Origin of the sequence: Arthrobacter sp. 260 (genome assembly GCF_013116745.1) — a bacterium.
GTDB lineage: Bacteria > Actinomycetota > Actinomycetes > Actinomycetales > Micrococcaceae > Arthrobacter_D.
The window spans coordinates 73,560-83,806 of sequence record NZ_JABFOE010000014.1 but is presented as its reverse complement, the minus strand read 5'-3'; the positions used below and the strand labels follow the sequence as shown (position 1 = coordinate 83,806).

Here is a 10,247-nt window from a genome sequence, read left to right as displayed (position 1 = left end):
CACCACGTCGCGGAAAGGTCACCGCGCACCCCACAACACCTCCAACAACACGACTAGGCTAGGTTTCATGAGACGCGCAAAAATCGTTGCAACATTCGGCCCTGCAATCGCAAGCTATGAGAACACCGTGGCGGTGTTGGAGGCCGGTGTGGACGTTGCCCGGATGAACATGAGCCACGGCGATCACACGGTGCACAACCAGACCTACGAGTACGTACGGCAGGCATCGGAAGAACTGGGCCGCCCGGTCGCGATCTTCGCGGACCTGCAGGGTCCCAAAATCCGCCTTGGTCGATTCGTGGACGGCCCGCATGTGCTGGCCCCCGGCGACACCTTCACCATCACCACCGAGGATGTCGAAGGCACCCAGGAGATCTGCTCCACCACCCACCTGGGACTGCCCCAGGACGTCAACGTGGGCGATTCCCTGCTGATCGACGACGGCAAGGTCGCCCTCCGGGCCACCGCCGTTGACGACACGAAGGTTGTCGCTGTGGTGACCGTGGGGGGAGCGGTGTCGAACAACAAGGGCATCAACCTGCCCGGCGTCGCCGTGAGTGTGCCAGCGATGAGCGACAAGGACGAGGCCGACCTGCGGTGGGCCATCCAGCGCGGCGTCGACATGGTGGCGCTGTCCTTCGTGCGGAACGCGTCCGACGTCGTCCGCGTCCACGAGATCATGGACGAGGAGGGACGCCGGGTACCGGTCATCGCGAAGATCGAGAAGCCCCAGGCTGTGGACGCGATCGAGGAGATCATCGACGCGTTCGACGCCATCATGGTGGCCCGTGGTGACCTGGGCGTGGAGTTGCCGCTCGAAGAGGTTCCCATTGTGCAGAAGCGTGCCATCGAATTGGCCCGTCGCTGGGCCAAGCCGGTCATCGTCGCCACCCAGGTGCTGGAGTCGATGATCGACAACCCCCGCCCCACCCGCGCTGAGGCCTCTGACTGTGCCAACGCAGTGCTGGATGGTGCTGACGCCGTCATGCTCTCCGGCGAAACCAGTGTGGGCAAGTACCCCATGGAAACCGTGCAGACGATGGCGAATATCATCGAGTCCACCGAGAAGCACGGACTGGACCGGGTGCCGCCGCTGGGCAGCAAGCCACGGACCCGCGGTGGCGCGATCACCCGCGCTGCGGTGGAGATTGCGGACCAGCTGGATGCCCGTTACATCTGTACCTTCACTCAGTCGGGTGACTCGGCGCGGCGTCTGTCACGTCTGCGCCCGAGCAAGCCGGTCTTTGCCTTCACCCCTGTGCAGTCGACGCTGAACACGATGGCGATGATCTGGGGCGTGCAGCCCATGTTGGTGCCGTTCGTTGAGCACACCGACCAAATGACCGCACAGGTGGACCGGGTGCTGTTCGAGCAGGGTCTCGTGGAGCCCGATGACCTGGTGGTCATTGCTGCCGGTTCGCCTCCCGGACAGGCCGGGTCCACGAACTCAATCAAGGTGCACAAAGTCGGCGACATCGCCGACGCGGGTCAGCTGCCTGACGGCTACACCCCCAACAAGGAGAAGGTCGGCCCGTGGCCGGTCAAGAACAAGCACAAGTAACCCTTTAGACGCGAGAAGGTCCCCGCCGGTTTTCACCGGCGGGGACCTTCTCTCTGTTCAGCGTGTGTTGTTCGAAGTGGCAGCTAGTTGACCTGGTTGATGATGGTCTCGGCAACCTCGCGCATGCTGAGGCGGCGGTCCATCGAGGTCTTCTGGATCCAGCGGAAGGCCTCGGGCTCAGTGAGGCCCATCTTGGTGGTGAGCAGGCTCTTCGCGCGTTCCACGAGCTTGCGGGTGGCGAACTGTTCCTGCAGATCCGAGACCTCGTGTTCCAGGGCCTTGATCTCCTCGTGGCGGGAGAGGGCAATCTCGATGGCCGGGATCAGGTCAGCGGGGGTGAACGGTTTGACGACGTACGCCATGGCGCCGGCGTCGCGGGCTCGTTCCACCAGCTCTTTCTGGCTGAAAGCGGTCAGCAGGACGACGGGGGCGATACGTGCCTTAACGATCTGTTCTGCCGCGGTGATGCCGTCCATGACGGGCATCTTGACGTCCATCAGGACCAGATCGGGCTTGTGCTCCTTGGCGAGCTGGACGGCCTTCTCGCCGTTGTCAGCTTCGGCGACGACGTCGTACCCTTCGCCGCGGAGAATCTCCACAATGTCCAGGCGGATGAGGGTCTCATCCTCGGCAACAATCACGCGCCGCGCAACACCCGAGACGGTTGGCTCGTTGGATTCAGACACAGCAGGCTCCTTGTTCAATTCCATCATTTGCCCGGCCGGGCAGCACCCGTTGCCGGTTCACTGAAACAGCCTATCGGCATGTAGAGTAGTTTCGCGCACTGACGATGACTTGAGTACTTCATCTAGCTTTGATCGGGTCTGTCCCGGATCCTGAGCCTGGGTCTTGAGTCGGTTTTTGGTCGGAGCGCACGTTAGCCCGAATGGCGGAATTGGCAGACGCGCTGCACTCAAAATGCAGTATCGAAAGATGTGTGGGTTCAAGTCCCACTTCGGGCACACGTTACCCCTTGTCAGAGGCTGTTTCGCTCTCTGACTGTGCACAAACCGGCGCGTCGTGTGCACCCGGTGTGCCGGTTTCGGTGGGTGGGTTGCAGTTTTCCTGTGGCGGTCGGCCTCCTTTTTCTTCTGAAGCCCTTGGTGGGCTTTCTTACTACTTCATGGGGGAGTGGTGGTGAAGGTACATGACTTTGGTGAGAATATTTTCGTCGACTACTACGATTCGGAGGAGCCACCTCAGGCCAAGCACGTTGCAATGCTCCGATCAGACGATCGATCATCATGATGTGGTAGCGGCTGCAGCGAGGGTTTGGTCTGCGAGCCAGCAGTGGCCGCAGACGACTGTGGCTTGGCCGCGCGGAACCCGTGAGTCAAGCGGAAGACCTGATCGGGGACGGCACGCAGTAAGGAAAGAACAGACCATCGGAATCTGCCACGGTGACGCCGGTGCGAGGTAGGGCTGGCCTTGGAAGTGGATGCCGTCGCGTTGCGCCGTCGGGTTTTTCTGGGCGGTCAGGAGTCCGTCGAGTACCTCCAAGCTCTCGCGCATGCGAGGGTTCTGTACGCCCTAATCCTTTGTGGGAGTAGTGGCTCGAGAAGGCATCCCTAGTGATCCGCAGCGCAGATGGAATAGTGGCAGCCGCCTTGCAGTTGCAGGTGATGAAACCTATCCCTTGAAAGGAACTGCGCATGCTGTTTTCCCCTATGACTCTGGGCGAGCTCGAACTGCCCAACCGCCTTGTGATGGCCCCGCTGACCCGAGTACGCTCCGGCAAAGACGGAATCCCGGGCCCGCTGGTCGTCGAGTACTACCGTCAGCGCGCTTCGCTCGGCCTCATCGTCAGTGAGGGAACCTACCCCAGCCACGCCGGCCAGGGCTTCCCGGGCCAGCCGGGCCTCGTGACCGAGGAGCAGCTCAAGGGCTGGGCCAAGGTCACCTCCGCCGTCCACGCCGAGGGCGGCAGGATCTTCGCCCAGGTGATGCACGCAGGCCGGGTTACCCACGAGGACACCACCGGCGGTTATGAGGTCGTTGCGCCCAGTGCCATCGCAATCGATGGTGCAACCCATACCCACGAGGGCAAAAAACCCCTGCCGGTGCCGCACGCCCTGACCACCGAAGAACTGCCGGGCATCGTCCAGGAGTTCGTCCAGGCATCCCTGAACGCCATCGGTGCAGGGTTCGACGGCGTTGAGATGCACTCCGCCAACGGCTATCTGCTCCACGAATTTCTTTCGCCGGCTTCCAACCAGCGCGACGACATCTACGGCGGCTCGCCCGCGAACCGCGTTCGTTTTGTCATCAAGCTTGTCAAAGCCGTAGTGGCCGCCGTCGGCGCCGACCGCGTGGGCATCCGTATCTCCCCGGAGCACAACATTCAAGATGCGCTCGAACTGGACGCGGCCGATGTCCGCGAGACCTACGGCCACTTGGTGGACGCATTGACACCGCTGAATTTGGCGTACCTGAGCGTCCTCCACAAGGAGCCCACGAGCGAACTGGTCCAGGACCTGCGCGCCCGATTCGACGGAACCTTCCTGCTGAATACCGGCTTCGGAGTGGTTACGACTCGCGAGCAGGCCGTGGCGATTGTTGCGGACGGCCACGCTGACGCCGTCGTCGTCGGACGCCCGGCGATCGCCAACCCGGACCTGGTCCGCCGCTGGAGCGAAGGGCTGCCGGTCAATGAGCCGGACGCCGCTACCTTCTACAGCGACGGCGCCAAGGGCTACACGGACTACCCGGCCTACCAGAACTAGCGCCAGGCAGCAGCAACCTAACGGCTGGACATGTCCAGTCGCAGCCACGAACAGTGGGCAGATCCCCATTCTGCCCACTGTTCGCGTTTAAGAATCGTCTTCGGCGACGTCAACGCCGATCGGACGTTGATTATGGCGGGCATCATCGCCCTCGCGCTGAGCAGCGCCGGATTCTTCCTGATGGGCGTGATCAGCGAGAGGCTGCCTCTCGGCCATCTCGAGACGTACCGTCAGCCCCTCGCCGCGGTCGCGAGCGTCATTGTCGCCGCCGTTGGGTTCTTCACGGGGGAGACCCTCCTGATACTCGCCGGCACCATGGGAGTTGCGGCCTTCATCGGCATCCACCTCGCACTCCGGATGCACCGGCGCCAGGTATAGAACTGACGGAGGTTGTTGACAGTCGGGTCTTCCAGTTGAAAGGAAGACTCCACGACGTCAACACCATCGGGATCAGCCCTCCGAGCGATCGAGCGGCGCTCCGGATCCTTGATGACTGGGGAAACCATAGCGGGACAGAGCGGCCAACACGCCTTCATTCAGCAACGGCAGAAGAGCGTCGAGCAGAAGCAGGGTTAGTGCAGGGAAGTGCGCCGGCGAACCTTGTCGCAGCTACTTTTCTGCTTGGCTAAAGGATGTTGCTTCGGACTAGGCGTGGAACCTGGTACCTCGGGAGCCTTTCCCAAGGCGGCTTCGTGCCGGGCAGGGTCGCGGAGTTCCTGGATCATTGCGGCAATGTAGGCCTGCGTGTAGACGTGGCTGTTATGTGCCTTGCTGTACATTCATCGTGCACCGTCGGCGTACCCTGCCGATGGACCGTGGCCCTTCTTTGGTCCGACACCGTCCCGATGGCGCATCTTCGTAAAGTCGTTGACTGAGAACCTAAACCTGGTCTGCTCCGCGATCGCGGCAGCTGCATTTTTCGGCAGCATTTCGTCGGCGAAGCCGCTTGCTTTGAGCTTTTCAATGATGAGGATTCGGCCCTGTCGTCCCTCGGAATGTTTCTCTTCAGCACATCCCTGACACAGCGGTTGGCCAGTTCCGCGCAGACCCCGGCGCGGAATTTCGCTCCGTCACCGCCGCGGCCTTGCGTTCCAACTCCTCCGGACGCACTTCACGGGGTTCAGTCATAGCCACAATGATTCTCCAATCACCCCGACAGCTACATCCCTCCTATACAAACAATCTGACACCCCCAGATCGCCGGCCATCCGCCGGCCGATAGACAGGTCCACGGCGACCAGCATGAGCGCGCCCGGGGCAGCGACGGGAAAACGACTTCCCACACCAGCAGCAACCGTCGACGTGCCGGCCGCGCAGCCAAGGCCGTTCCGTTGGCACGAACACCATCACCGAGATCGTCGCCAGCAGAACCACGCCGCTGAAGATAAGTGCGCCCTTCCAAGGACGCCGACGGGTATATGTCACAACTACCAACTTTCCGGATCGTGCACGGTCACCGGCCGAAACGCGTAGGAGAAGAACATGACAACGATCAGAGGCGTCTCTCGCAGGAACACCCGACTAGGGGGGGCCGGGATTCTAAGCTGCCCGGAGGGTCAGAATTGCCTTTGAGGCAAAGACAACACCGGCGAGAATGAGAAGGACGGCGGACCCGATCAGGTACCAAACGCCGTCGGAAGTCAGTGCGGTGTACACGCCGATGAGAGAGAAAATAACTGCCCCCAGCGACCAAATGAGGGTTGCCCTTTTGGTGTTATTCATCCGCCCAGCCTAGTGCGAGGACCAGCACGGGCGTCCGCTGGCGCGGCCGGCTGTTGGATCTAGTGCCGTCCGTCGCAGGGCTCCGGCCCGCCCGGGCCCTGTCTTGCCTAGGACGAAGCTCCTAAAGTCGTCAAACCGCGAAGGGGCCAAGGGCCAAGAAGGCTCATTTCCGCGATTAGTAGGGACCCGGCGAAGGTGTCTTGAGCGCACGAGGCCACACGACCCAGACGCTGACTCTCCACGCGAAGTTACCGGTAGATCGTGCTGTTGTCCGGCGGGCAGGTTTGACGGTCACGCGAGTCCCGAATGCCAGGCTACCGATCGGCAATGGAACTCGCAGACCTCAAATAAAGGCCGGAGTGGTCATTGATCAGCGACTACACCGTGAACAGCGCATATGCCGTAGCGAGGTCCTTGCTGGCTGACCCGCAGAACCGTCCCACCGCAATATGCTGCGCTTCAGATGAGATGGCTATCGGTGTAATCCTTGCAGCTCGTGATCTTGGCCTCCGGGTCCCGGATCAGCTATCCGTTATCGGAGTGGACAAGCACCCGCTTGGAACGGTTTTCGGATTGACGACTATCGATCAATGAAGCACACTGGTGCGTGCTTCCAGATGACTCGATTTATCGTCAGTGCGCTACGTGCTCCCGGTGCCAGGACTTTGGGGACCCGGACTCCGTGCCCGCGTTCCCGAGCGGAATTCTTCTCTGCCCGGAGTGGTTCCAGGAGTATGGCCCTTCCCCTTCTTCGGATTTCCATTCTCGACCGCGCCAATGCCCGGGACGGGTTTTCTGCTTCGGATGCCCTGAACCGCGTGCTGGAACGGGCCCAGCGGGCCGAGGAGTGGGGTTACCACCGTTTCTGGGTCGCAGAGCATCACGCGGTGCCAGGCATTGCCGGTTCCGTTCCGGCCGTGCTGATGGCCGCCGTTGCCGCACGGACGCACTCCATCCGGGTGGGCTCAGGCGGCATCATGCTTCCCAACCACCGACCACTCGTGGTGGCCGAACAGGCGGCCACACTGGAGGCTCTGCATCCTGGGCGGATCGACTTAGGCGTGGGCCGATCTGTCGGTTTCACCCCGGCCGTCCGGGATGCGCTGCGCGCCGGGAAACAGGAGGCGGAGGAATTTGAAGACCATCTGGCCCAACTGCTTGCTTACCTGTCCGGAGCCGCGGACATCACTGCCCGGCCACGGAACGATTCGGCTACACCGGTATTCGTGTTGGCCACCGGTTCGGGAATCGATATTGCAGCCCGTGCCGGCCTGGGTGTGGTGCTGGGTGGGCCAGCCGTGTTCCGGACGGATCAGAACGGCACAATCCCGGCGCTGGATAGGTATCGCACACAGTTCCGTCCATCACGCTGGTTCGAGCGGCCCTACATTATGGTTTCCGCCAACGTAGCAGTGGCCGCCACCCGACAGGCGGCGAGAGAACTGCTTCTGCCCGAAGCCTTCGCGCTGGCCCGCTCCAGGACCACCGGCGAATTCGCTGCTTTGGCGCCCGTGAGTCCGACTGAGTGGGCCGAGCTGACTCTCCGGGAAAAGGAAGCGGTCGAAAAGAGCCTGTCCACATCGATCTACGGCACGGCCTCAGAGGTTTGGACCCAAATCCAGCACCTGCTCGCGCCCTCCGGAGCCGACGAGTTGCTGATCACGGGCGGAGCCTTCGACGTCCCGGCACAGGCGGAATCCGATCGGCTCCTGGCCAGAATCTTTCCCCCAAGACGAGCGCCGCAGCCTGGACGACCGCCCGGGGATTCGCGCCATCCCATCGACGCCCACCCGGCTTGACGCCACCTAGCGCCATCCTAGCCCGAGCAGCCATTCCGGCCCGGCCCGGTGCTGTAATAGGGCGGTGGACGAGTTACTGCTCGGCGCCACCGCGCAGGGAGGTGTCGCCGGCGTCGCTGTCTGGTGTTGCCCCGAAAGCTGCCGGACGTTTTGACGGCATTCGGGATAATTCGGTCGTCGATCGGGTTGTTCGCTCGCATTACGGTGGTTTTCAATTGGCCGTGCCCTTTTTGGGGAGACCCAGTCGGGGGATTGCTTCCGTTTTGAGGCCGGACCTTAGGGGTAATGCATGACACTGGACAAGCCATTGTCCCGCACCAAGGCAGCGTGTTAGAGCTACTCCGGCCGCCAGGTCGGGACCGCGTTCGCGGCCCTGACCTGCACGCGACTGGAGCACCCTCGGCAGGGGGCCACAGCTGTCTCCGGTTGCGCTATCACTTTGGCCACCAGACCGCCGGCAACGCCGCCGAATCTGATAGCGCAAAGGGTGCCGGAATGCCCGGACGTGGGACAGAATGGGTCTATGACCCGAATCGCAATCATCGGCGGCCACGGAAAAGTGGCCAGGGAACTCTCCAAAGTCCTGGCCGCGGACGGGCGGGAGGTCACCGCCATCTTCCGCAACCCCGAACACGTGTCCGACGTCGCGGCAACCGGCGCCACCCCAGTCGTCCTGGACGTGGCGAATGCGACGACGGCGGAAATCGCCGAGGCGCTCTCGGGTCACGACGCCGTCGTATGGTCGGCCGGTGCCGGCGGCGGAAACCCCGGGAGAACCTACGCCGTGGACCGTGACGCCGCGATCCGCTCGATGGACGCTGCTGCCCAGTCCGGCGTCGGCCGCTACGTTATGGTGTCCTATCTTGGAGCCGGACCGGACCACGGAGTGCCCCCGGACAACCCTTTCTTCCACTACGCGGAGGCCAAGGCCGCCGCTGACTCCTATCTGCGCGGCACCAGCCTGGACTGGACCATCCTCGGCCCCGGCGCGCTCACGGAAAAGCCGGGCAGCGGCCTGATAGACGTCCACGTCAACGAGCCCTGGCAGGCTGCCGAAACCGCCCGCGCCAACGTCGCCCTCGTCGCTGCGGCCGTCCTGGAGCTGCCCGCCGCAATCGGTCGGACTATCGGATTCCGTGACGGCAGCCAGCCCATCGCTGCAGCCTTGGAGGCGGTGGCCTAGCCCATTCGGGGAAAGTGGGCGCATGCAGCAGCTGGCACTCATTCTCGGACTGCTGCTCGCCGCGGTGGTTGCTGAAAACATCACTGTCATCCACCACAACCTCCTGGAGCCCGCGAAGAACGTCGCCCCCGGCGGATACGGCCGAAGCGATTCGTGGCCGGGCGGCCGGTGCACTGCTTCGCCTTATCCGGAACAACCGGGGCGGCGCGGTCCGCTGTGTTCCGCCGTGAAATACGGGACGCGGTGCATCCCACTAAGGGAGCGGGCATTTTCTGACGGGAGTTGCGATGCGCGAGATATTCTTCCGTCCGGCGATGCTGTCCCGGTGCTCGGGATCGGAACGTGGGGAATGGGTGAGTACCCCGGCAACGCCGCGCGCGAGACGGCAGCTATCCAGATGGCCTTGGACCTGGGACCTGCCCCATTACTAGGGCCTGCAGGAGTGCACGCACGTCGGGCAAGCGTATCCACCTCCGAGGACGCCCAGTTCCAGAAGGCCGTGCCGTTCGAGGCGCAACGCTTGCTGAAAGCGCCGAGGGGCGCTCGACGGTGACGTTCCGGTTCCGGTGTCAGGCCCGCATTCGCCGTGCTAGCGCCGCGCAGCCTTCCTTGCGGCGTTCTTCAGTGCCTTGCGGGACACCGGCTTTAGGGCCTTTCGGGCGGCCTCTTCGGCGAGGGCACGGTGGCGTCGGGCGTCGATCACATCATTCCAGAGCGCCGTGGCGAATGCCCGTCCGTCCTGGGCGTACACGTGATAGGGGTAGTCCGAAAAGACGGCTGGCGGTGTCCCCGCGGGGAGCCCGGTGCCGGATGTCCGCGCTGCGGCGTCGGCGATGGCCCAGGTCTCGGTCAGGTGGGCCGTGAGGTTCTCCTGGACAAAAATATTGGCGTCGGGGGACTGGGCAGCCCGTTCCAGTAGGCTCTCAAGCCGATCCGCCAGCAACGCGGAGGCTTCGTCCTGGAGCGGCGTTCCGTCAGCCGTGGCGGCGTTGAGACGGGCCTCCTGCTCGCCGACGGCACCCGCCCAGTCGCTGGTCAGGCGGAACTTCTGCCAGGTGGGAAACCATACGACCGCCCCAGTGGCGTGGTTGTGGATGTGCTGCAGGCCGCTGTTCTTCTCCGTGGCTGCGTGGTCGTGTCCAGCGGCGTCGGCGCCGGCTAGCAGTTCGGACAAGGTGTTCGTGGGTGAAGAGCTCATGGTGGTGACTGGATGCTTTCCTGTAGGGCGGGGAATCGGTCTGTCCATCACGACAACCTGC

General features: G+C 63.2%; 11 protein-coding genes and 1 tRNA gene. 8 read left to right on the top strand and 4 right to left on the bottom strand.

The features are described 5' to 3' along the window. The first annotated feature begins 67 nt into the window (after positions 1-67). Complete coding sequence (pyk, locus tag HMI57_RS15075) at positions 68-1,561, top strand: pyruvate kinase (RefSeq protein WP_171586825.1); 1,494 nt, start codon at positions 68-70, stop codon at positions 1,559-1,561. A gap of 83 nt (positions 1,562-1,644) precedes the next feature. On the opposite strand, the gene HMI57_RS15070 is transcribed toward pyk, so the two are convergent. Further along, a complete protein-coding gene (locus HMI57_RS15070) occupies positions 1,645-2,271 on the bottom strand; it encodes a response regulator (protein WP_171586824.1) in 627 nt (208 codons plus the stop codon). Positions 2,272-2,441: 170 nt separating this feature from the next. On the opposite strand from HMI57_RS15070, the gene HMI57_RS15065 reads away from it, so the two are divergent. Beyond that, a tRNA-Leu gene (locus HMI57_RS15065) sits at positions 2,442-2,523 on the top strand. A gap of 280 nt (positions 2,524-2,803) precedes the next feature. On the opposite strand, the gene HMI57_RS15060 is transcribed toward HMI57_RS15065, so the two are convergent. Beyond that, on the bottom strand, positions 2,804-3,073 hold the full coding sequence (locus HMI57_RS15060; RefSeq protein ID WP_171586823.1) for a hypothetical protein: 270 nt from the start codon (positions 3,071-3,073) through the stop codon (positions 2,804-2,806). 140 nt (positions 3,074-3,213) lie between these two features. Between HMI57_RS15060 and HMI57_RS15055 the strand changes: the two genes are divergently transcribed. Both HMI57_RS15055 and HMI57_RS15050 read left to right on the top strand, forming a co-directional pair. Next, positions 3,214-4,284 carry an alkene reductase gene (locus tag HMI57_RS15055; protein WP_171586822.1) on the top strand — a complete coding sequence of 357 codons (1,071 nt, stop codon included), beginning with the start codon at positions 3,214-3,216 and terminating at the stop codon, positions 4,282-4,284. A gap of 30 nt (positions 4,285-4,314) precedes the next feature. Continuing rightward, entirely contained in the window at positions 4,315-4,662 is a 348-nt protein-coding gene (locus tag HMI57_RS15050; protein WP_171586821.1) for a hypothetical protein, read from the top strand. Between the two features lie 1,161 nt (positions 4,663-5,823). Here the strand turns inward: HMI57_RS15050 and HMI57_RS15045 are convergent. Next, positions 5,824-6,006: a hypothetical protein gene (locus HMI57_RS15045; RefSeq protein ID WP_171586820.1), complete on the bottom strand. Its 183-nt coding sequence runs from the start codon at positions 6,004-6,006 to the stop codon at positions 5,824-5,826. 384 nt (positions 6,007-6,390) lie between these two features. On the opposite strand from HMI57_RS15045, the gene HMI57_RS15040 reads away from it, so the two are divergent. The 4 genes from HMI57_RS15040 (at position 6,391) to HMI57_RS19185 (ending at position 9,541) form a co-directional block, all read left to right on the top strand. Next, positions 6,391-6,600: a substrate-binding domain-containing protein gene (locus HMI57_RS15040; protein WP_346655229.1), complete on the top strand. Its 210-nt coding sequence runs from the start codon at positions 6,391-6,393 to the stop codon at positions 6,598-6,600. Between the two features lie 140 nt (positions 6,601-6,740). Beyond that, positions 6,741-7,805, top strand: coding sequence for an MsnO8 family LLM class oxidoreductase (locus tag HMI57_RS15035; protein WP_171586818.1), 1,065 nt, complete (start codon positions 6,741-6,743; stop codon positions 7,803-7,805). 523 nt (positions 7,806-8,328) lie between these two features. Continuing rightward, complete coding sequence (locus HMI57_RS15030) at positions 8,329-8,988, top strand: SDR family oxidoreductase (RefSeq protein WP_171586817.1); 660 nt, start codon at positions 8,329-8,331, stop codon at positions 8,986-8,988. A gap of 22 nt (positions 8,989-9,010) precedes the next feature. Beyond that, positions 9,011-9,541 carry a hypothetical protein gene (locus tag HMI57_RS19185; RefSeq protein ID WP_171586752.1) on the top strand — a complete coding sequence of 177 codons (531 nt, stop codon included), beginning with the start codon at positions 9,011-9,013 and terminating at the stop codon, positions 9,539-9,541. 36 nt (positions 9,542-9,577) lie between these two features. On the opposite strand, the gene HMI57_RS15020 is transcribed toward HMI57_RS19185, so the two are convergent. After that, the gene (locus HMI57_RS15020) at positions 9,578-10,186 is read right to left on the bottom strand and encodes a hypothetical protein (protein ID WP_171586816.1); all 609 of its coding nucleotides are present in this window, start codon (positions 10,184-10,186) and stop codon (positions 9,578-9,580) included. Positions 10,187-10,247: the final 61 nt, after the last annotated feature.